The organism is Methylacidiphilum sp. Yel (genome assembly GCF_004421185.1).
Taxonomy (GTDB): Bacteria; Verrucomicrobiota; Verrucomicrobiia; order Methylacidiphilales; family Methylacidiphilaceae; genus Methylacidiphilum.
The window spans coordinates 63,991-85,568 of record NZ_LXQB01000023.1; the positions used below are offsets into that span (position 1 = coordinate 63,991).

Genomic DNA, 21,578 nt, shown 5'->3' on the forward strand with positions numbered 1-21,578 from the left:
CTCAATCGAGCTACGAGACAAAACAATGAATAACCTTTTACCTTTAGGGACTAAGACCTTTAACATTGTTTTTGCTGGTCATGTCGATCATGGCAAATCGACATTGATCGGTAGAATTTTGTGGGATACAGATAGCGTTCCTAAAGAAAAAAAAGAAGCAGCCATAGCTTATTGCCAAAAGAACAGAATCGAGTTTGAATATGCTTTTCTTTTGGATTCTCTCTTAGAAGAAAGAACCCAAAACATTACCATCGATGTCACTGAAGTAACCTTCTTTTATGGAGAGCGAAGATTTAGAATTATTGATGCTCCAGGGCATTTGGAATTTTTAAAAAATATGATTAGTGGAGCAACAAAAGCTGATTGTGCCGTTCTTGTCATCGATTCTTCTGTTGGTATTGGAGAACAGACAAAACGGCACGCCATGCTCCTTGCTCTCCTTGGAATAAAACAGATAGTGGTGGCACTCAATAAATTCGATCTGGTTCATTATAGCCTTCAAGCATATAAAATTCTTCACAACGAATGTATTCAACTTCTTGAGAAGTTAGAATTACCCTGTAACTTTGTCATTCCACTTTCGGCAAAATCTGGTGAAAACATAATCAAACGCTCCCCGCATTTATCTTGGTATGAAGGCAAACCCCTTCTTGAAGCCTTAGTAGGGTTAGAAATTTCAGCTTCTCCAGAGAACTCCCCCCTTCGCTTTCCTATCCAGGATGTTTTCAGGTTTGATGAACGCAGGCTTTTAGCTGGTAGAATTGAATCAGGAAAGTTGCAATGCGGAGATTTAATTGCTTTTTACCCTTCGGCTAAAAAGAGCAAAGTCAAGGCAATACACCATTGGCCTGCCGAGAGTTCCCCTCAGGTTGTCTTTGCTGGCAAATCCACAGCTATTCAACTGGAAGAAGAAATTTTCGTAGAAAGAGGTGAAATCATCGCTCATGAAAACTCTCCTCCCATAGTCGCTACGGATTTTTTTGCAAGAATATTCTGGCTAGGAGATCATCCGCTTGCCATTGGGGCCCCGTATACTTTCCGACTTGCCACTCAACAAAGCATTGCCAGAGTGTTACAAATCCAGCGGGTTATTGATGCTACAACCTTAGAGGACCTACAGCCCGTGCCTATGGAAGTTAAGAAAAATGAGACCGCCGAGGTGATTTTTCGCACCTCAGCACCCATCGCCTGTGATTTGTTTGAAAACGTCCAGACGACAGGCCGGTTTGTATTCGCTGACCAAAATAGAATTGCTGGTGGTGGAATCATCCTCAAGGCTTTGCCAAGCAAACCGGTGCATGAAATCAAAGGAAGATCACGGATTAGTGCTGCACAAAGGGCTAAATTTCTGGGACATCGCAGTGGGGTTTTTTGGATGACCGGTCTCTCGGGTTCAGGCAAAACGACCCTTTCCAACCGACTCGAACAGATACTCTTCCATAGAGGCATTCTTGCTTATGTGATCGACGGAGATGAGCTCCGAGGGGGGCTTAGCAAGGATTTAGGTTTCGATGCGCAAGATCGCAAAGAAAATATTCGTCGGGCTGCTGAGACAGCAAAAACTCTTGCTAAATCTGGCCTTGTTGTCATCGTCGCACTAATTTCTCCTTTTGAGGAAGACAGGAAAAATGCTCGCTCGATCTGTGAAAAAGATGGCATCCTTTTCAAAGAGATCTATGTCGATGCACCAATTGAAATTTGTAAATCCCGGGATCCTAAATTTCTTTATCTCAAAGCAAGCAAAGGAGAAATTCCCAAGATGACGGGGCTTGATTCTCCTTATGAACCCCCTAGCAACTGTGATCTTCATCTTTTGACCGCACAGGAATCGATTGAAACCTGCCTGGAGAAATTACTGGATTTCATCGTGCCTCTAGTTCGTATATCTCCTGATAAAGAAAGGGAACTGGGCCTGTTGGAGGATCCAGCCGCTGAAATTTAAAGGCTTTATAACAAAAGCAGAAGACAGAGCGCTTTTCTTTTAGAGTTTGGCAAGAGGAAAGAGGTTAGGAAGGCTACAGGCACCCTTCTATATGAGTGGAAAAAGTAAGAAAAACACAGAGCAGCCAAGCTCTATCCTATGGAGAAGGCTCTTCTTTTTCAGCTAAGAGGGGATATTTCCAAATGGGTACATCCGATTTTAATCTATTGATGAATTCTTGCGCTAGTTGAAACGCCTCCGAGCGATGCGTGCTATAGATCCTTAAAAAAACTGAAGGCTCTCCAACAGCAACGGGTCCAATCCTATGAAACACTTCTAGTCGTTGGCATGGGTATTTTTTCAAAAGTTCTTGAGCGATTTCATAAAGAAGCCCTTTAGCCATCGATATGTAAGATTCATAATGAAGAGCCGCTATCTTTTGGCCCCCTTCACTACTTCTAACTAATCCCCAAAACTCTACGACAGCTCCGCTTTCTCCACTCAAAGGCAAGCGCAGAGGAGCTATATGGAGTGGTTTATCGGTCATTTCAATCTCAATTTTCATAAGGTTACCCACCGCTGACAGGAGGAATAATAGCCATTTCTTCTGCCTCTTCTATCGGCTGATCCCATGAAGCATAACGTTGATCAATGGCGACACGAGCCCCATGGATTTTTTCAAAAAAAGAGGGTTCTATCTCAAGGACAATTTCCCGGGGGGTTTTCGACCTATCCACAACAAGCATTTTTTCTGTAAATCCAAGTAGCTCTTTAGCCTGAGCAAAAGCCAATATTCTTATGGTTTCCGTTCCAACAGGTTCTTTTGCTACTCTAGGTTCTTTTTCCATACACCAAACTTTCAACCTCCAATAGAAGTCATAACTCTTCCAGGATTATAGTTTTCTCTAAAGGAATGTTCGGGAGGCTTCCTCTGCAAAGCCAATTCAAAAGCTTTATATATTTTCAAAGGATCAACAGAGGGCCTTAAAAAAGGCTTTATGTCTATCTCAAGATGATTTCCCAAACAAGGCCTTATAAAGCCGTCGCTCGTTAGACGCATCTTATTACAGTTATCACAAAAATGGAAATCAGAGATCGCACCAATAAAACCCACAATAGCATTACGTTTTTTCATCCAGAAGTATTTAGCCGGCCCTTGTCCTAGTTTATAATCTAATGGCTCTAAGTCGTCCTGTTTCTCTAACCGTTTTTTTAATTCCGCTACGGAGAGAAAATTTTCTTTAGAAATCTTACCCGTGTAACTTATAGGCATTAATTCAATAAACCGAATAACCAGATTTTTTTCCGAAGCCCATTCGATTAAAGGCAAAAACTCTTCTTCGTTGATACCTCGAAGAAGGACCGTATTGATCTTGACTGATTCAATACCCACTTTTTGGCATTCCTCGATGCCTTCCAATACAGGGGCAATTTCTCCACCAGTAATCTTTTTGTAAAGAGCAGGATTAAGACAATCCAGACTAACGTTCACCCCAGCTATATTGGCTTCTTTCAGCTTTCGGGCATAGAGTCCGAGCAAGGTTCCATTGGTAGAAAGCCGAACAGAACGGACTCCAGAAATTTTTGTCAATTGCCAAATAAAAGACACCGTGCCTTTTCTAACCAGTGGCTCTCCTCCAGTAATCCTGAAATCTTTAAACCCATGTCTTAAAGCACCATAAAAAATCGTCCAATAAATTTCCTCAAAGGAAAGAATATTTTCTTTTTTGGATAAAAACCCTAGATCTTGTGGAAAACAGTAAACACAGCGCTCGTTACATCGATCAGTGACAGAAATTCGCAAGTAATGAACTTTTGCCGATCCCTGAAGACCTTGAAAAAAATTTGACTCCACATTTTCCCTAAGCATAATTAAGAACTTTCCTTATCCGTAGCTTTTAAAAAACCTCCTTTTTTCGGGATCCGTTTCAAGTGGTTTTTCTATTTTCTTTTCCGTTTCAGGCCCTTCTTTTTTCTTTTCCCAATCTTTAGCTGTTTTTAGATAAGAGAGTCTAAGCTCAGTCAGTAGTCCATCTAAAGTCTGGCGCTCTTCTAAAGAGAGGTTACCTTGGGTCTTTATTTTTAAGGCTTCGAGTTGATCGATCACTTCGGCCGCTTCTTCTAATTTTGGTGATTGGAGTTCATGGCCGGGGGCTTTTATAAGCCCAAGCAAAAAAAGGGCTTCATGATATTTCATCATAACAAGAGCTAAAAAATGCCGCGTTATTTCTTCAGGCGTATATCCAGAATATCCGCTATTAGCCATTGTCATCCTCCATTTTCAGCTAACAGATAAGCAAAAATTAAGGATACACAATACCGATTACATAATCGGTTAGAGAAAATATCCTCCGAGCAGTCTCATTAATCTCTTCTAGAGAGATCTGTTCAATTTTCTTTATCTTCTTCTCTTCATAATCCCAACCAAGTCCAAGGAGAGCATCAATAGAAGAACGGGCAATATAAGAGGAAGGATATTGAGAAGCAATTTTTTCTTCACTTAAAAGTTTGGCCTTGGCTCTCTGAAGTTCTTCCTCTAAAAACCCATGCTGACAAATGTCTTCAAGCACATTAAAAATAATTTTTTCAACTTCCTCCTTAAACTTAGGATCGGTGCCGGCGATGATAGAAAAGGCCCCTCCCTTCCATCCAAGAAAACGTGTTGGAAATACAAAATACGCAAGTCCTTTTTCTTCCCTTATCTTTATAAAGAGCCTTGATCCCAAATCGGAAAGGATTTCCGATATAACCTCTAGAGGAATTTGATCAGGATCCGCTATCGGCTTGGTTCTAAAAGAAATCCCCACAACCGCCTGTTCTTTTCCAGGAATTCTTTGTTCAACCCTTAGGGGTTTTTCCAATGGAAAGAGAGAAAATTCAAAGCTCGAGGGGATGCTTTTAGCAGGGAAAGAAACAAAGGAAGATTCGATTCGTTTTAGCCATTTTTGGGGGTCAACAGGCCCTCCAATCCCCAAAACCATTCTACCTGTTTGAAAAACAGACAGAATAAAACTTCGGATATCTTCTCCTGTTATCTCCCTAATCGAAGCTTCAGTTCCTAACGGGTCACGTTCATACGGATGACCTTGCCAAAGTGCCTTTCGGAGAAGAGATTGAAGAACATGAACAGGATCATCCATCTGAAGCCGAATTTGATGAATCTGTTTTCTCTTTTCAATTTCTAATTCAGCTTCAAGACATGCCGGCTCATGTATCATTTCAGAAAAAAGATCGAAAGAACTTTCCCATGCCTCACTCATGCTTTCAAGATAAATCCCAGCAGTGTTGTTCCCCGAATCGGCTCCATAAGTTCCTCCAAGAAGCTCGATAGCTTTGGCTAGTTCTTCAGCTGATCTTTTGCGTGTTCCTTTAAGAAGGATAGCTGCTGCAAGCTTTGAAATGCCTGATTTTTCCTGAGGTTCCCACAAGGGTCCTCCATCAAAAGTAGCACGAAAATATTGGAGGGGCAGCTCATTGGAACGATAAATAAGCTGGATGCCATTTGAGAGCTCAAAATGGTTGACAGTCGGTTCTTTGGAAGTAGGGGAAAAAACATGCGGTTTTTGCTTTTTAGGTATGAGCTGGACATGGCTCAGGTTTTCCTCACGGAAATAGCAAGGAATTAACTCTAGAATTTTCTCTTTTTCAAGGGCTTGAAGCTTACGTAAAAAATTCTCTTTAAAGGAAGGATCTCTGAACAGTAACCATCCGTTTCCTACGGCTTCAGCTCTGGCATTTGCAGAACGCAGCTCTCGAATCGAATGAGAAAATTGCTGCCTTAAAGATAAAATAAATTCCTCTTCTGAAATGCCTCTTTTAGGAAAAGAACGAAGTTCTTCTAAGATCCTTTCACTGAGTTTTTCAACATTTTCAGGGATACATTTTGACTCAATCCCAAAGACTCCCATAGTAGATCCTGTAAGAAAAAAGGCATCAATTTCTTGTGCTATTCCTTCCTTTTCGACCAGTTTTTGGTGTAAAAGCGAACTACGAGTTTGCGCTAAGAAGGTTGAAAAGAGCTGTAAGGCCGGGGAATCATCATGATGCAATCCAGGAACATGAAACAGCAAACAGATTCTGCCTATTTCCGTTGCGATCTCTTTGGATGCAAACCTTTTAGAAAGTTGAGGCGGTTCATCGGCTACATCGATGAATGGGCAAAATTTCATCGGTTCTTTCGAAAGCATTTCTGATGCTTTAGTGTAAACCTCTTCTGGATTCACCGCACCAGAGACCACTAGGAACACATTCTGAGGAACATACCTACTCTGATAGTAATCAAGCACAACTTGCCTATCAATCAGATCAAATAATCCCGGCAAACCGATGATCGGATACTTCAAAGGATGGGTACTAAAAGCTGTTTCAAAAGCCAGTTGGAAAAGGCAGCTATCAGGGTCATCTTCCACCATAGCAATCTCACGGCGTATCACCTCTTTTTCTTCCTCAAAACTATCAGGAGGAATGGCTGCATGAAAAACGAGATCAGAAAGGATATCCAAAGCCTCTTTCCAGTAAGAAGAGGGCAGATCCACATGATAAACCGTTCTGTCGTAGGAGGTATAGGCGTTCAGATGCCCACCTAGCGCCTGGATATCCCAAACAATTCTTTTCCCATCCCTTTGAGTTGTTCCTTTGAAAAGCAGATGCTCCAGGAAATGAGATATCCCTGAACCAATATATTTTCCTTCATGAATACTGCCTGTCCCACACCAAAACTGTAAGGAAACAACCTCCGCTTGATAATTTGAATCTACAAGAACTGTTAGCCCATTGGGCAGAGTTTCTTTGAAAATCTTTGGGAAAAGTGAAAAAGAAGATAGCAATCCTTTAGAATGCATAAGTTAGGCTAACGCTAAAAAGAAAAAAGATAAACCGTCCTATTCTTTCGAATGATTATGAGTTTTGTCAGAGTCGTCTACTTTCTTTTTTCGTTTAGAAGAAGACTGACTTTTTCTTTCTTTCCCTTTTTTGGCTACAGTCGATCTGGTCGGGAGAAACGGTTTTACAAAAGCTGTAGTAAAGCTGTAGCCCTTTTGAAAATCTTTCATGTCTGCCATTTCTGTTTTTCCCAACAATCCATACAGATCCATGTTTTTGATCATCTGCCCAAAATCCTTGCAACTTTTCACTCCCCACTCATTTAGAACCAATTTGCTCATTGGACCAAATTCCTTTAAAGCATAATCTTTCAAGCCCTCAAGGATCTGCTTACCGCTTAGCTGCTCAATCTTTTGGTGTTTCTGCTTTCCAATTGTCTTCAATGTATGCTCCAGCCCTTCTCGGACAAAATAATAGCTTTCTTTTAAGTACCTGGAGTCTTTTTCAACAATTTCCTCAACTATGGATGTAAAATCACGTTTGCGCATAGACTTCACCTCTTATGGTTACTGGTTAAATCAATTGCACGTACTGAATAAGCCACAACATAAAAACGGTACAGTCTCCTTCCAATGTCCGATAGGATTATAAGGATCATCACACAGAGAACCAACGCTTGTTCTTTTCTGGTAAGCCATGAATTAAACCAGTTCAATTTATAAAATATATTAAACCCTATTCTATAACGGATATTTTTTTAAAAAAATAATTTTATTTAAAATAGAAAAAAAAAACATTGCTTCTATCTTTTAAAATAACAGAGAAAAAAAGATTTTAAATAGATTCTCTTTTTTTTATTCTTCTATTCTTTCATTCCAACAAAACAAAATAATAAATTGGTTTGTAATTATCCTATAGATCCCAGGATGTAATTTTTTTAGCCTTTTAACCGATGAACTTACAACTTCTTGTTCCAGAAGGCCATCTTCTTGAGTCCTCTCTTTTGGATTATCAAAAAGCCTTTGGAAGTCAATTGTCTCCAAGTTTTTATACTGATGAGAAAAGTGCTTTTGAAGAAATCCAAAAAGAAAATTTTGATCTTGTGGCAATCACTGACCGCTTGGTCTATGCCCTCCAAAGACAAAAGCTACTAGCCCATTTACCAATCGATAAAAAGCTTTTGCCTCGAGTCGATCACAAGTTTTTATACCATTATTACGACCAGTCAAATCATTATTGCTGGCCCTATGGATGGACTCTTCTTGGCATAGGCTTTCCAAAAGAAACTGGCTCTAAAATGTATCCAACCCGTTGGTCAGAATTACGCAGTCCTCTCTATACAATAGATTATCCTCAAGATAGCTTACTAAAAGGGCTAATTATCCAATCCATTGACAAAACATCCTTAGGAAAAACTTCCAGTTTTGGTGGTGAGAAGCTGGTGGTTCAAAATAAGCCAACCTCTCCCCTTCCTATTCGTATCGACACTATTTCGGAGCTCCTTAAAACTAATGAAAAAGAAAAAAAAATGATCATTTACCTGCCCAAGGAATATTCATGGATCACTATTTTTCACTGGGCGATTCCACGGAGTGCAGCCAACATTGAAAGGATCAAAGAAAGCCTTCTGTTTTTGTGCTCTCCCCAAGAGCAAGCAGCCATTATTTCTACCAATTGGCTAGGAGCTGTCTCACCGGATACTTATACAATGACTCCTAAATATCAACGGCAATCCCCTCTCCTCTATCCTCCTGAGGCTTATCTCAACCAGTGTCGTTTCTTTAGGATAGATGATGCTTACACAGACAAAAAGATAAGACAACCAACCGGTTGATATCCAAAAAGATACCTAAACAAAGTATTTCTTTAAAAAGAAACCTCTTGCATTCTTTTTCACCACCCGTTGTAATGTATGGAATTCCAAGGGGCTAAAGGTCTTTTCTTATGGCACGTTGGTTGGATAATTTAGAACAATTTGCAGTTGACGTCATCCTGGAACGCCGTTATGGGAAAAGGGCCACCATTTTTCGGTGGTTTCTGTCTTTTCTATCCTGGCTTTACAATCCTATTGTGAGGCTTCGAGTTTGGCTCTATAAGAAAAGACTTTTTCAATCCCATGAATTCGGCTGTCTGGTAATCAGCGTGGGGAATCTGACAGTGGGAGGTACGGGAAAAACCCCTGTCGTTGAAAAACTGGCTAAGGAACTAGCATCAGCTGGTAGAAAAGTTGCCATCTTAAGCCGAGGCTACAAAAGCATTCCTCCACCCTTATGGCAAAGGATAATTTCAGCATTCAAAGGCGACAAAGAGTTTATTCCAAGAATAGTTTCCGACGGACAAAAAATTTATCTCGATCCAAAGCATTCAGGGGATGAGCCATATATGCTAGCCAAAAATCTAAAAGGGGTGGCTGTTATTACAGGGAAAAATCGTGTAAAAAGCGGCTTATGGGCCATCAGAAATATGCAGGTGGATATCCTAATTCTGGATGATGGGTTCCAATATCTCCCCTTGAAGGAAAGACTCGATATCGTTTTAATCGATAGAGAAGCCCCTTTTGGGAATCGGCATCTTCTGCCCCGAGGCATGCTAAGAGAACCAAAAGATCACTTGAAAAGAGCTGACCTTATTTTCATTACCAAATGTGACGGTTCGGATCTTTCTTCCCTTAAATCTGAAGTCCGAAAATTCAATGGGCATGCCCCCATCATTGAATGCGTCCATAAACCCAAGTATCTTTTCCAGATTATAACCCGAAAAAAAGAACCCCTTGAATTCCTCAAAGGCTTAAAAGTCGCTGCCATTTCAGGGATTGCTCAGCCTGAAAGTTTTGAAAAAGGACTTAAAAAATTGGGGGCTGAAATCGTCTATTCAAAGTACTTTGCAGACCATCATTGGTTTACTGAACAAGAAATTCTCCGTTTTATGGAAAGGAGCAAAGCGCGTAATGCCAAAGCAGTTATCACAACAGAAAAAGATGCCGTGAGGATTCCCACCTGCCGTCCCTTTATTCTTCCTTTCTTTTTTCTAAGAGTAGAAATTGAAATGCTTACTGGCAAGGAAGCTTTTCAATCAACCCTATTCGATTTCATTTCCCCTGGACGCAAATTTCGAATATCTTATTCAAAAAAGCAGCTTGCCGAAAATTTTCAACTCAGCAGTCCTTCTCTTGCTGGAAGATGTGAAAAAACTTCTCAAGGATTTTAATACCTTGGACGGTTCTTTGTTAATTCGCTCTCCAAACTGGCTTGGAGATGCAGTGATGAGCTTGCCGGCAATCAAGGGCTTCAAAGAACTCGTTGGATCCGCTTCCTTACTTATTGCAACTCCTCAGAAGCTTTCCTTCTTGTGGACCCTTTGTCCTTTCGTCGATGAGATTTTGGAAATGACCAATTCTAAAAACATTTTTGAAAACATAAGAAAGTTGAGAAAAAAGAAAAATATCCAGCTGGCTGTGCTTTTTACGCGTTCCATCAGAACGGCCCTAGAATGCAAACTGGCTGGAATCCCATCGGTCATAGGGTATGGTAGAACCGACCAGTCTATTTTTTTAGATAAAAGGATCATCATTCCAAAAAGCAAAGAGCCTTGGCACCAGGCAAAAACCTATCTGTTTCTTTCTCAAGCCTTAGGGGCAAAAGCCGACCTCTCCTTGCCTCCTCTCCAATTCCCTAACCACTGGCGTAAAACTTCCAGTCCCCTTATCGTCAGTGTATGTCCTGGAGCTGAGTATGGCCCAGCAAAAAGATGGTTTTCTTCGCATTTTGCTTGGGTATGCCGCCAGCTGAAGGAAAAGTACGGCTGTCATATTCAAATTCTTGGGGGAGAAAAGGACAGAGTTCCTTGCGAACAACTTAAAAAAGAGCTCCCAGAAGCCGAAAATCTTGCAGGAAAAACAACCCTAGCTCTATTTTTTGAGAGAATTTTTAGCTCCCATCTGTTACTGTGCAATGACAGCGGAGCAATGCATGTAGGATCCCTCCTTCACACCCCCACCGTCGCCATATTTGGTTCGACCGATCCCCAAAAAACCGCCCCCATTGGTGGGCATTGTCGTATTATCTACGAAAAAGTCGATTGTAGCCCCTGTTTTCTTAGAAAATGTCCAATAGACTTTAAGTGCATGCAGGCCGTTGAGCCCAGAAAAGTTTTTGAAGCCTGCGATCAGCTTTTGTCTAATCAAAGAAAGTCTTTTACTTCTGAATAATCGCATGGATGTCCAACCAATAACAGAACCGAAGAGGTCAAGCAAAGCCTTTGGACTGGTCAGTGTCGCTGTGGCTATTTCAAGGATTCTGGGACTTGCCAGAGAACTTATTTTTGCTTCTCTTTTTGGTGCCGGCACCCTTTTGGATGCCTTTTTGGCAGCTTTTCAGATTCCCAATCTTTTACGAGACCTCTTTGCCGAGGGCGCCTTATCCACAGCCTTTACAACAGTATTTTCTAAAACCGTAGAACTCGAAGGCAATAAAAGGGCATTTGTGTTGGCTAATAGACTGTTTAGCCTATTCTTTATTTTTCTTCTTTTTCTTAGCTTTCTAGGCATTCTGCTGGCTCCTATACTTGTAGAAATCACCAACTTTGGGTTTCACAAGATCCCCGGCAAATTCGAACTCACTGTGCAACTTACTCGAATCATGTTTCCTTTTATTCTCTTTGTATCCCTTGCAGCCCTTGTGATGGGTCTTCTCAATGCTTATCATATCTTTGGTCTACCGGCTTCTGCTTCCAGTGCCTTTAACCTGGCATCGATCTTCTTTGGTATCCTTTTCGCTTTCCTATTTGATCCTCAAAAAGATCCCTTGCATCCCCATTTTGGTCCTCCCTCCTTGTATGGCATCTCCTTAGGGGTGCTCATGGGAGGTCTAGTACAGCTTTGTATTCAATTTCTTGCTTTTCCTAAAATAGGGTTCAAATATTCTTGGGAACTCAATCCAAGGGACCCAAAGCTTTTGGAAATCTGGAATCTTCTGTGGCCTACAATGATTGCAGGAGCAGCAATTCAGGTTAACGTCCTGATCAATGGAATGTTTGCTTCTGAAATTAATGGAGCTAGATCCTGGCTCAACTGCGCCTTTAGATTGATGCAACTGCCTATTGGCATTTTTGGAGTAGCCATAGCTACGGTTACCCTTCCGTCTGTCTCAAGACAGGACGCTCGGAACGATCGGAAAGCCTTTGGACAAACGCTTGAATCTTCACTAAGACTTGCCTTTTTTTTAACTCTCCCTGCGGCCATGGGACTTATTTTTCTTTCTGATCAAATCATTGCTCTCATCTATCAACATGGCCGATTTCTTCACTCTGATACGATGCAGACAGCTTACGCCTTAAAGGCTTATGCTATAGGCCTTACTGGTTATGCTGGGATCAAGGTTATCAACCCATGTTTTTCTGCTTTAAACAAACCTCAGATCCCCCTTCGCGTTACGCTTATCGGCATTGGCATCAACCTTGTATCAAACTTTATCCTTGTAAAGCTCTTTTCTTTTGGACATGTGGGTCTAGCCCTAACAACCTCACTAGTCAGCCTACTTAATTTTCTACAGCTCTCCTATTTGATTGGAAAATATATAGAATTTGGGCGACTCAAAAACTGGTTACTTTTTCTTTTTAAGATTGGTCTTTGCGCCCTATGTTGTGGTGGCTCTGCCCTTTTTGTAGCCCTCCAACTGCAACATAAGCTAGGGCAGTCCTTTCTTTCTCTTTTAGTTTCAACCCTTCTATCCATTGGATTTGCCATCCTCATCTACTTCTTCTCAACTGTGGGCATGGGAATAGAGGAAGGAAAAACTTTCCTCCGATTTTTATTTCAAAAAATATCCCGATCGTATAAAAAGGCATAAAGGGATAGAGGGGGGGATCTCCCTTGCTTTAAAAAATCATCTTTCTATGGCTGAGCCTGAAGAAAAACCAAATCTTTCCCGGAAAAGAGCTAGACCTAAAAAACAAGTTTCTAAAAGAGCCAAACAAAAGGATCAGTCCCAATCATTTCTTTTGGAAAGTACTGCTCCGCTAACTGATCTTAACTTCTTGGAAAGCAAGCTTGAAAACCTGAAGGAACCAGCGTTACCATTGGAAAGCCAAGCGTCCCAAACCTCCCATTTAGAAAAAGAAAAGAAAACCGAACAACGACTTTCGGATTCCAATGCAATCGAGGAAAAGCCATCAAAACAAAAAGAAGCTCCCCTTTTCATATCCCCTGCTTCCTCTTCATCTGAGAATAATGAGGAGAGAAAAAACCCAACTAATTCTTCTTCTTATCCCAAAGAAAAGACGCCTATGAATAATCCTCTGTCCTCTTCCCCAGTAAATCATCTAAAAAAAACAATCGAAAAACAAAGCAAAGAACAAAAATCTATACAAAAAATACTTACTGTTTTTTTTGCAGGATTTATTTTCTTCTTTTTGATCGTCGTTATTCTTGCTGTCTATGGAGGCATGGTAATTTTTAAAAAAATACACGCTCAGGATAGCTTGATCACGGATGTGGATAGGAAAATAAACAACCGCATAGAACGAATGGCTAGTCAAGTAAGCAAACAACAAAAAGATATTGAGGAACTTGAAACGAGTCTTAATCAGATTCATTCCTACATTACCGACACCGAAAAAGAACTTTCTAAAACAAAGAATCAGATAGAAGCCCTAGAATCAAAGCTCACCAACCAGTCACAAAGTCTTCAACAAATAGCTTCCGACTTAAAACAAGAAAAACAGAATCGGATCATCAAAGAAGAAGCTCTTATAAAAAGAGTTTCTCAGCTTGAAGAAACACAGAAACAAAACAGTAATTATTCGAAAAAAACTAAATCTTCGCTACATAGCAATGAGTCTGTTCACTGAACTGCGACGGATTTCCCAAGATTGGTCCATGCGCATTTATAGGGCAAAAAATATTCTTTTCCCTCAAAACTGGGGAGAAGAAAAATGGCTTGAATTTTGTAAGGCTCTCTGTCTTTTCATTCAAGAAAAAGGCACTAACTGGAGCCAGGATGATAAACTCTATTGGGATTTACGGTGCCAATTACACGACGGGGGAAATCTTGTATGCCAAGTGGAGCAAGATGGCCATGAGAAAATCTCTCTAGCAGTGGTCCAAACTGGAGGTTTTGTTGAATCAGGCCAAAGCTATATTTGGCTTCTTGCAGAATTAGGCAAGGATGGGAAATTTCTCAAAGACCCATACTTTGTTGATGGGATTTGGAAGGAAGCTTTTCTGATTTTTCTTTTGCCTCGACACAAACAGGCTGCCTTTTTTCTATCCGCTTTTAAAGATACCTCTTCTTCACTCTCCGTTGAATCTCCCGCTGAGGAGAATAACCATAGCAGCTATCTTATCGATTGATCTCCTATTCTTGATTGCATTTTCTTCATAAAAAAGTCAGCCTTAGGAGAGAAGGAAATTTTCAAAAAAGATCTAAGCTGGCATACATTTTGTGTGACTTAGTTATTCTAAATTAATAAGTTTTTATCATGATTGGCATCGACAATACCGACCCACAAGCCCAGGATCTTTTAGAAGATCTCATCAAAAGTGGGGCTTTGCTTAAAGGACATTTTTTACTTAGAAGTGGCCTGCACTCTAGACATTTTCTTCAATGCGCTTTGCTTCTTCAAAATCCTTCTTTGTGCGCAAGGTATGCCTCCTATCTTGCAAAACGGATAGAAGCCTTCAATCCCCAAACCATTGTTTCAGCAGCAATAGGAGGCATACTGATTGGCCATGAAATTGCCAAAGAACTAGGGCTTAGACATATTTACGCTGAGAAATCCAATAATGGAATGACTTTACGCAGGTTCAAACTCAAACCATTGGAACGGGTGGTGGTTGTGGAAGATGTGATAACCACTGGTGGTACTGTCAAAGAGATCTTTTCTCTGGTTAGGGAACAGCAAGGGGTGGTGTGCGCCGTAAGCTCCTTAGTGGACCGCAGCACGGAAAGTCTTGATTTTGGTGTTCCTTATTATGCATTACTTAAATTGCCTATTGATACCTTTCCTCCAGAAAAGCTACCGGAAGATTTAAAAAATACGCAAGCTATCCGTCCTTGAGACTCAGATAATTTTTAGAAGCTTTCTCTTAGAGTTAAATCCTTCAGGTGCTAACCGGCTTAAAAGAGAGCCTTTGTTGGCTACTTTTTTTCGATTGATTCCATCTCCGTAGCGACCCCTGCTTGGGAATATTTTTCGTAGTTATCAGAATCAAGATTTTCAGTGTCTTTAGGTGAGATGGGCTTGCCTTCTTCGATTTGTATATAAGTTTTTGAAGAGGAAAGAGTTTTTCCTGGGGGGATCGTAGCAACTTGCATTTCTTTAATTACGTAGGCATCTCCAATTCGTTGTACACTGTTGATATCTAATCTTTTGATGAGTTGATTAGCACTGTTAAAAGCTTCAGCCCGTATCAAAGCATAATAGTCTTCAGCGATCCAGTATCTTACTTTGGAATAGGCTGAGGGAGAACTTCCTGGATAAGCATCAAAAGCCCAACAACTAAGAGTCTTTATCGAATCTGTACCAAGCGGCTTTATCTTATCCCATCGAATAAAATCCAAAGACAGATCTTCGTAACTTATGTCTGTATTCAGTATGTGTTTGGTTCGGTTTATTCCAGTAATAGGCTGCCATGGCTCATTAGAGCGGTTTCTATAAGCTACAAAACTAGCCTCCGGATTTATCTCCACATAAATCATCAAAGGCAAGCCTTTAAAACGATATTCCATGGAACGGTCGTGGAGAATGAGGGTAATTGGATAGGTATCCTTGGCGGCTTGTATCGAACCTTTCAAAATATAATCTTTAAGTCTGAAATTTCTCCAAAATCGACCTTGAATGAATTCAAGAGGAGGTAAAGGCTTCTCCGGATTAGGCTTTGCCCACAGAGACAGAGAAGAAAAGCTAATAGAAAATAAGAAAAAAAATAACAAGAACCTCCTGCCTATTGTAGGCTTATATCGCAAAAAAAACATAGTTTTTAGAGTCCATTCCATTCTCTATAAGAACAAAAATTGGAATATCACTTCTGAAATTTCCTTGATAGTATCAACTAAGTGATTCTCGAAGGAAAGTCAAAAGTTTTTGGCCGACTTCGTTCACCTGATCTTCATCTTTGGCTTCAACCAAAAGTCTAATTTTCGACTCCGTTCCAGAATACCTAAGAAGAATTCGCCCTTTGCCATTGAAGGTAGCCTGAGCCTCATCCATAAGTTTTTTTAGTCCAGGAATTTCATCAAGAGGTTTTTTCTGGCTAATCTCAAGATTCCATAATTTTTGCGGATAACGCTTTAGCTTCTTTTTCAAACTGCTAAGACTGATTCCTGTCGAAGACATTATTTCGAGGATGATTAAGGCTGTAAGCAGTCCATCAGCCGTTTTAGAATAAGCAAAAGGAATGATATGACCCGATTGTTCACCTCCAAGAGAAAGCTCTTCTTTTTTTAGTACTTCAGCTACGTTTCGATCGCCAACGTCAGTCCGTATCACCCGGATTCCTTCTTCCTGTAGGGTTTCATCCAGACCTAAATTACTCATCACCGTCACAACTACGGTGTTTTTCGATAAAGCCTTTTTCTTTAGAAAATCCAAAGCCAGAATGGCCAAAATGTCATCCCCATCACATAGCTGGCCCTTTTCATCGCAAAGCACTAACCGATCCCCATCCCCATCAAGGGCTATTCCTAAATCCGCACCGGTCATCAGAACAGCCTGTTGGATGTTCTGAGGATACATACTCCCACAGTTAAAATTTATATTAATCCCATTGGGTTCTTTGCTGAAAGGAAACACAGAAGCCCCATAAGATTCCAATAAAGAGGGAGCTGCCTCAAAGGAGGCCCCATTGGCCGTATCAATAGCAATCCTCATCCCTTTTAAACTCATCTCTGAAGGAAAAAAGCTCTTCAGAAGGTTTTGATAATCCCTCGTTGTATGCTCTAACAAAAGGATATTTCCTAATTGAGATCCTGTTGGCCCCTCTGTTCCTAGCCAATCAAACTGCTTTATCTCTTTTTCGATCTCTTTTTCGAGCTCACCGTCAAGTTTGCTTCCATCAAAGCTAAAAAATTTAAGTCCGTTATCATAAAAGGGATTGTGAGAGGCACTGACCATGAGCCCGCCAATTGCCTCATAAACTTTTGTCAAACTACCTACAGCTGGAGAAGGCAATACACCCAGTTCATACACATCGACACCTTGAGATAACACTCCAGAAATGAAAGCATATTCGAGCATCCTACTGGAAAGGCGGGTATCCCTGCCAACAACAATCCTATGCCTGTTTTTCGATTGACAATGACTAGTCAGGACTTTGGCGGCAGCAACCCCTGCTGCCAAAGCAATCTGTGGAGTCATGGGATAAAGATTTGCTTTTCCACGTATCCCATCGGTTCCAAAAAGAGAATCCACGGACGGATGCATGAGAATCGTTTTACTTTAAAAACTTAAGAGCAGTTAAAAGTTGATCTAAGGAGCCTGGTTCTATCGATTCTTTTAAAATGATCCATATAGCAACCGCAAGAACCAATGAAAAGAGTTTTTGTTTCCAATGAGAAAAGATATTCATTTGCTCTTTACCAACTTTCTGAGGTCTTTTCTCGATATTCTCCCCCTCCCGATCAAGTTTTATTCCTCCGCATTAGCGGATTGAAAATTTTTCAATTTACAAATCAATAACATCCAACAAAAAGAAAATTCAAGTGGAATGTACAAGCAAATGATCAGCAGGTTCTTTCAATAGCTTCACAGAGTGATCGACTGGGCCAGAAAGCTTTGCTTTCATCTGGATTGGTGCCTATGGTTAGAGAAAGGGAATAAAAGATTTTCTAGAGAAATTCGATTTTAAGATTGAAGGCTATGAAAAGACCAGGGTAGAGACTAGACCAGATCCAGAGGACATGATTTTTAGTGCGAATAAGGTCTTGACAGAATGGTATATTGATAGCTAAAAAACGAATTAAACAGAATACATCACAATTACACAGAACTATCTGCATGATATTCAAGGTCGGTTTTGGAAACGGCTCAGATTACTAACTATATTAATCATGCTAGACTCAAAGTAGCCTTAGACACAGGCTGTGCACGCACGTTTGTTTCAGCAACCAGGAACTACTTCTAGCCCGCTGAATCCAGGTGGGGGTAAATATTCAGGTGGTTGGGGGCTAGCGAATGTAGGGGGTGGGTTTTATTTATATCCGATGCAAGAGCAGTATTATTTTGGGCCTGAGCAGACACAATGGCTTGTGAATGGTAGGTATATTTATGATATTCGTGGGGTAAATTTGGTTTGGAACTTGAGAAAAGAGCCTTTGGAGCGCATGGAGTGGAGCGGTTTTAATGCTAAAGTTCGGCTGCCAAGAGTTCAGGCGCCAGGAACGCTGAAATATTGGTCGATTTGTAACCATACGCTTTTTGTTAATCCGATTTCGAGCGCGCAGTTTCCTATTGAGCTGGATTGTGTGCTAGAGCCTATATTTATGCCTTCGAGTGGAGAGGATACAGACATAATCTCTCCGTATAATGATTTAGTCCCTTTCCTTTCTATGCAGTGTATTTAGCCCTATCCGAGCGTAAAGATAGTATGGCTGAATGGTTTTTGCAGCAGTACAGAGAACAGCTTAGGAATATAGTTAGAAATAGCCGGACTCGATGATTTATCATTTGAATTTAGGAGTGGGGGCTCTTCATAATTAGATTACGCCTATAAAAGGAAGAAGGCTCGCTTTAGGTTTTGAGCAGCAGCTTGCTTCCACACTTAGGCATCAGTAAAGGTAAGCGGCTGATGAGCAGAATGTTACTTATTTAAATTTTCAAGTGTTAAATCAGTATTTGAGTCAGTTTCGCTCGCAAACCATCAGGGTCAAAATGCCTTTCCATTTTGCCTTTATAGGCTATGGAAATAACGCTTGTAACTTCAGAAATGACTACAACCACTGCGTCTGTTTGCTCACTCAATCCAAGAGCAGCCCTGTGTCTTAATCCTAGAAGCCGTTCCATCTGTTCAACTTGACTTAATGGGAAAATAGCCGCAGCAACCACAATCTGATCTCCTCGTATAATTACCCCCCCGTCATGCAGAGGGGTCCTTGGATAGAAAATCGTCACTAGAAGATCCGCACTGACTTGAGCATTAAGAATAGTCCCCGTATCCCTTGCAGGAAGATACACATCGTCCTGCTCGATAGCTATTAAGGCACCAATATGTTCTCTTTGCAGGATCTCAGCTGCATTGACAATATGTTCAATGACCTCAGATTTTTGTTGTCTTCCAATGTGGACGACACTTCTGCGTCCCACTTCTGCAAAAACCTGACGAAGCTCCGGCTGGAATAGGACTACCAGGGCTACAAAAAAAGATGGAGAAAAGAGCTTCAATAGCTCTGTCAATACCCTCAAATGGAAAACAGAAGAAAACAGAGTCAATCCTACAAGCACAACAATAAGACCTGTTAATACCTGAAAGCCTCTAGTACCTTGTAACAATTTCCAAATCTGATAAATAGCTGTCGCTATAATCAAAATCTCTAACAAACCAGAAAGGGGAAATCCAAAGAGTTTCATAGGCTGCAATCTGCCTTCCAAATTTTTTCAAGCAATTCCCTTGCTGCTACGGCCGTTACTACATCGTGCACTCTCCAGATTTCGACACCCTGCCAGAATGCAACTGTTTGGGCAATAATATTCATCATTTCGATATCAACCCCATGCCGCTTTGCAAAAGCTTGCAAAAAACTCTTCCTCGATACACCAATCATAAGCGGTCTTCCTAAATCATGGAAACGATTCAGTCGTCTCAACAATATGAGATTCTGAGTCTTATCTTTGGCAAATCCAAAGCCCACATCACAAATGATTCTTTCTTTGTCTATTCCCGCTTGTAAGCATCGATCGAGTTTTACCGAAAGCTCATTGAATACTTCCTCGACAATGTCATGATACTGCGCCTCCTTTTGCATAGTCTTTGGCATACCTCGGGAATGAACGAGGATATAGCCCACAGGACTCCTTGCAACAACTGTCAAAATTTCAGGGTCCCATCCTCCCCCAGATACATCATTGATAATATCGGCTCCATGATCTATTGCCATTTGGCAAACCTTTGACTTGTAGGTGTCAATGGAAAGAGGAATCGTTAGTTTAGCCCTGCATCTTTGTAAGACTGGAAGCAGTCTTGTCATTTCTTCTTTTTCGCTGACTGGTTCTGCACCAGGACGAGTGGATTCAGCACCTAAATCTATAAGGTCAACCCCACTGTCCTGCATCCAAAATGCTCTGTCGGCTGCCACCTGCGGATTTAAATATCGACCGCCATCAGAAAAAGAATCCGGAGTGATATTAATTATGCCCATAATCAAAGGACGTCCCATAGGAAAAACGATCTTTTGTTTACCTATATTCCATTGCATTTCTTTTTTTAACATGTCTGAAAATAAGGCGAAAAAAATATTTTTCTTAAGTTATAATCTGCCAAAAAACATTATAATTACCTGTTTTTCTTAGCCTTTTAAAATTCTATCTCTCCATCCGATTGGCAACACAGATATTTTGTCCCAAGCAGCAGTTAAGACTGCTACCGGAGGAAAGATGTAGTTTTTCCACCCCCAATTCAGTCTGCATAAGGGTTCATTCCGTTTACAAAACTATCGGACCCGCTGTCTTTTTCAAATATTATTAGCAAAACCTGCTTTGAAACTTCAATGAAGGCCATTTAAGTTGAGCTTTGCCTCTTCCTTTTTCTCATCCTCTATGGCCAAAGCATATGCAAATATTAAAACTGATCTACAACTGAACCTCCCCATGGCTAAAGCCAGGGGGGGCTAGGGATGAGACACGCTGAATACTTGCACCCCTCCCGCTTTCTTGAGAAGCCAAGCACTGCGACGTGCCCGTTCTCATCGTCGGCTGGCGTTCCCCTTCGGTAGACGGCCCGCTCTGACGCCCCGGAGGACGTGGGAGACGGCGACGGCCGTCTCCGCTTGCAGGTTGACCGAAGCTCGACGGCCGCCTGCCGCAGGAGCGGTTCCGCACCCGGCCACAGGCCATCTTGTCCTGGTGTGCATCGAGCCTGTCTTCGGAGACGAAGCGAGCAAGGAAGGCGTAAAAGAGGTCCCTTTGGAGGGGCAACAGCCCGTAGTCGCAGCGGTGGACACGCACAGACAGCGGCTTCTTTTCGATGCGTCCGCAGAGGCATGCCTGCGAGAGTATGGTAGGACGTGTCGGGAATTCGTAGAGTCTGCCACCAGCCCTCTCAGCCTTGCGGCAAACGATGCGGACGAACATCCTCCTCACCTTGACCTTCATGCTCCCTCCGAAATTCTTCTGGTAGCTTGGATATGAGATCTTCTCGGTCTTGACGATATTCCAGGTTGTAAAAATCTGATTCGCCAACTCCCCATGGCTTCTCTTGCGCTCGGCTGCAAGGAGTCGCTTAGTTTCTTTAAGCCGTTCCTCGAAGAAGCCGATACCGCAAGGAGGCGATCCATCTCTTAAGCGCCTTTCTTCACTGTCCGGTCCTCATTAAAATTGTCCGGGTTGGTCCCCCGGCGTAAACGGCCAATCGCTCTCTGGACGGACCTAAGCTTGCGCCAGGGCTGCTCGACCCCCTGGCATAACTTCTCCAGGCAAGCTGCGGTCTCCTCGATGATTGCGACTGTAGAAGGCCAATATCGAGGCAGGCGTTCGCCTCATCGTGCGCCTGCCGGGTCTTCGCAGGCGGCGTCCCCTTCTGGACGAGCGGCACCTACCAGCGGTCCTGGCCCCGGATCGTCCATCGAATGACACGGTAGTATTTCGTCTCGGAGGAGAGTGCGGCGGCTTGCCAGCCGTCGCGGTCCCT

General features: G+C 41.7%; 20 protein-coding genes. 9 read left to right on the forward strand and 11 right to left on the reverse strand.

Annotated features, from left to right (window positions below; all coding sequences use genetic code 11):
- The first annotated feature begins 25 nt into the window (after positions 1-25).
- Positions 26-1,942: an adenylyl-sulfate kinase gene (cysC, locus tag A7Q09_RS04470; protein WP_134390097.1), complete on the forward strand. Its 1,917-nt coding sequence runs from the start codon at positions 26-28 to the stop codon at positions 1,940-1,942.
- A gap of 136 nt (positions 1,943-2,078) precedes the next feature.
- On the opposite strand, the gene A7Q09_RS04475 is transcribed toward cysC, so the two are convergent.
- The 6 genes from A7Q09_RS04475 to A7Q09_RS04500 are packed head-to-tail and all read right to left on the reverse strand — an operon-like array spanning position 2,079 to position 7,290.
- Entirely contained in the window at positions 2,079-2,486 is a 408-nt protein-coding gene (locus tag A7Q09_RS04475) for a molybdenum cofactor biosynthesis protein MoaE (RefSeq protein ID WP_134390098.1), read from the reverse strand.
- Between the two features lie 4 nt (positions 2,487-2,490).
- The gene (locus tag A7Q09_RS04480) at positions 2,491-2,769 is read right to left on the reverse strand and encodes a MoaD/ThiS family protein (protein ID WP_134390099.1); all 279 of its coding nucleotides are present in this window, start codon (positions 2,767-2,769) and stop codon (positions 2,491-2,493) included.
- A gap of 11 nt (positions 2,770-2,780) precedes the next feature.
- The gene (gene moaA, locus A7Q09_RS04485; RefSeq protein ID WP_134390100.1) at positions 2,781-3,791 is read right to left on the reverse strand and encodes a GTP 3',8-cyclase MoaA; all 1,011 of its coding nucleotides are present in this window, start codon (positions 3,789-3,791) and stop codon (positions 2,781-2,783) included.
- A 15-nt stretch (positions 3,792-3,806) separates the two neighbouring features.
- Positions 3,807-4,187 carry a DUF1844 domain-containing protein gene (locus tag A7Q09_RS04490; RefSeq protein WP_134390101.1) on the reverse strand — a complete coding sequence of 127 codons (381 nt, stop codon included), beginning with the start codon at positions 4,185-4,187 and terminating at the stop codon, positions 3,807-3,809.
- A 37-nt stretch (positions 4,188-4,224) separates the two neighbouring features.
- Entirely contained in the window at positions 4,225-6,762 is a 2,538-nt protein-coding gene (locus A7Q09_RS04495; protein WP_134390102.1) for a pitrilysin family protein, read from the reverse strand.
- Between the two features lie 39 nt (positions 6,763-6,801).
- Positions 6,802-7,290 carry a Minf_1886 family protein gene (locus A7Q09_RS04500; RefSeq protein ID WP_134390103.1) on the reverse strand — a complete coding sequence of 163 codons (489 nt, stop codon included), beginning with the start codon at positions 7,288-7,290 and terminating at the stop codon, positions 6,802-6,804.
- Positions 7,291-7,694: 404 nt separating this feature from the next.
- Between A7Q09_RS04500 and A7Q09_RS04505 the strand changes: the two genes are divergently transcribed.
- The 7 genes from A7Q09_RS04505 to pyrE all read left to right on the forward strand — a co-directional run bounded on the left by A7Q09_RS04505 (position 7,695) and on the right by pyrE (position 14,797).
- Entirely contained in the window at positions 7,695-8,576 is an 882-nt protein-coding gene (locus tag A7Q09_RS04505) for an ABC transporter substrate-binding protein (protein WP_134390104.1), read from the forward strand.
- Positions 8,577-8,686: 110 nt separating this feature from the next.
- Positions 8,687-9,949, forward strand: a complete 1,263-nt coding sequence (lpxK, locus tag A7Q09_RS04510) for a tetraacyldisaccharide 4'-kinase (protein WP_134390105.1) — start codon at positions 8,687-8,689, stop codon at positions 9,947-9,949.
- Positions 9,924-10,949 (forward strand): lipopolysaccharide heptosyltransferase II, encoded by a 1,026-nt coding sequence (gene waaF, locus A7Q09_RS04515; protein ID WP_134390106.1) that lies wholly within the window; start codon positions 9,924-9,926, stop codon positions 10,947-10,949. Before lpxK ends, waaF begins: the two co-directional genes overlap by 26 nt.
- A 4-nt stretch (positions 10,950-10,953) precedes the next feature.
- Positions 10,954-12,588 (forward strand): murein biosynthesis integral membrane protein MurJ, encoded by a 1,635-nt coding sequence (murJ, locus tag A7Q09_RS04520; protein WP_134390107.1) that lies wholly within the window; start codon positions 10,954-10,956, stop codon positions 12,586-12,588.
- Positions 12,589-12,634: 46 nt separating this feature from the next.
- A complete protein-coding gene (locus A7Q09_RS04525) occupies positions 12,635-13,588 on the forward strand; it encodes a hypothetical protein (protein ID WP_134390108.1) in 954 nt (317 codons plus the stop codon).
- The gene (locus A7Q09_RS04530; RefSeq protein ID WP_244228518.1) at positions 13,572-14,090 is read left to right on the forward strand and encodes a hypothetical protein; all 519 of its coding nucleotides are present in this window, start codon (positions 13,572-13,574) and stop codon (positions 14,088-14,090) included. Before A7Q09_RS04525 ends, A7Q09_RS04530 begins: the two co-directional genes overlap by 17 nt.
- Before the next feature lie 128 nt (positions 14,091-14,218).
- Positions 14,219-14,797, forward strand: coding sequence for an orotate phosphoribosyltransferase (gene pyrE, locus A7Q09_RS04535; protein WP_134390110.1), 579 nt, complete (start codon positions 14,219-14,221; stop codon positions 14,795-14,797).
- Between the two features lie 80 nt (positions 14,798-14,877).
- Here pyrE and A7Q09_RS04540 read toward each other — a convergent pair whose 3' ends face one another.
- The 3 genes from A7Q09_RS04540 to A7Q09_RS11120 form a co-directional block, all read right to left on the reverse strand.
- Positions 14,878-15,534, reverse strand: coding sequence for an outer membrane lipoprotein-sorting protein (locus A7Q09_RS04540; protein ID WP_244228519.1), 657 nt, complete (start codon positions 15,532-15,534; stop codon positions 14,878-14,880).
- Positions 15,535-15,787: 253 nt separating this feature from the next.
- On the reverse strand, positions 15,788-17,161 hold the full coding sequence (gene glmM, locus A7Q09_RS04545; protein WP_134390112.1) for a phosphoglucosamine mutase: 1,374 nt from the start codon (positions 17,159-17,161) through the stop codon (positions 15,788-15,790).
- 10 nt (positions 17,162-17,171) lie between these two features.
- On the reverse strand, positions 17,172-17,306 hold the full coding sequence (locus A7Q09_RS11120; protein WP_279636287.1) for a hypothetical protein: 135 nt from the start codon (positions 17,304-17,306) through the stop codon (positions 17,172-17,174).
- Positions 17,307-17,820: 514 nt separating this feature from the next.
- Here A7Q09_RS11120 and A7Q09_RS04550 point away from each other — a divergent pair.
- Positions 17,821-18,300 (forward strand): hypothetical protein, encoded by a 480-nt coding sequence (locus tag A7Q09_RS04550; RefSeq protein ID WP_134390113.1) that lies wholly within the window; start codon positions 17,821-17,823, stop codon positions 18,298-18,300.
- 259 nt (positions 18,301-18,559) lie between these two features.
- Here the strand turns inward: A7Q09_RS04550 and cdaA are convergent, their stop codons facing one another.
- Positions 18,560-19,303 (reverse strand): diadenylate cyclase CdaA, encoded by a 744-nt coding sequence (cdaA, locus tag A7Q09_RS04555; protein WP_134390114.1) that lies wholly within the window; start codon positions 19,301-19,303, stop codon positions 18,560-18,562.
- Positions 19,300-20,148: a dihydropteroate synthase gene (folP, locus tag A7Q09_RS04560; protein ID WP_244228520.1), complete on the reverse strand. Its 849-nt coding sequence runs from the start codon at positions 20,146-20,148 to the stop codon at positions 19,300-19,302. Before folP ends, cdaA begins: the two co-directional genes overlap by 4 nt.
- Between the last annotated feature and the right edge of the window lie 1,430 nt (positions 20,149-21,578).